The sequence below is a fragment of the Psychrobacter sp. GW64-MNA-CIBAN-0177 genome (assembly GCF_040309585.1).
Lineage (GTDB): Bacteria > Pseudomonadota > Gammaproteobacteria > Pseudomonadales > Moraxellaceae > Psychrobacter > Psychrobacter okhotskensis.
This window is the reverse complement of sequence record NZ_JBEOOY010000617.1, coordinates 1-235: the sequence shown is the minus strand read 5'-3', so window position 1 is coordinate 235 and position 235 is coordinate 1. Positions and strand designations below refer to the sequence as shown.

The following is a 235-nucleotide window of genomic DNA, read 5'->3' as shown; positions in this document are numbered from 1 at the left end:
CCTTATACCTTGATTACGGGTAAGCCGACTTTATTTATCAGCGATAAAGTCAGAAAAAATTGGGCGAAATTTATCCCTAATGAACGTATCATATCCTTGCCAAAGTATGGGCATCTCCTGCCTATGGAAGCGCCTGAACGTTGTGCTCAAATCATCATTGACCATTATCAAAACGGTAAATAAGCAACGCTATGACTGACCTTTTCTCCCATGCGCCCACGGATAACCTATTGCC

The 235-nt window shown here is 42.6% G+C and carries 1 protein-coding gene; it reads left to right on the top strand.

Annotated features, from left to right (window positions below):
• The coding region (locus tag AAEY79_RS16430; RefSeq protein ID WP_352289851.1) for an alpha/beta hydrolase at window positions 1-183 on the top strand (183 nt) is incomplete at its 5' end.
• Window positions 184-235: the final 52 nt, after the last annotated feature.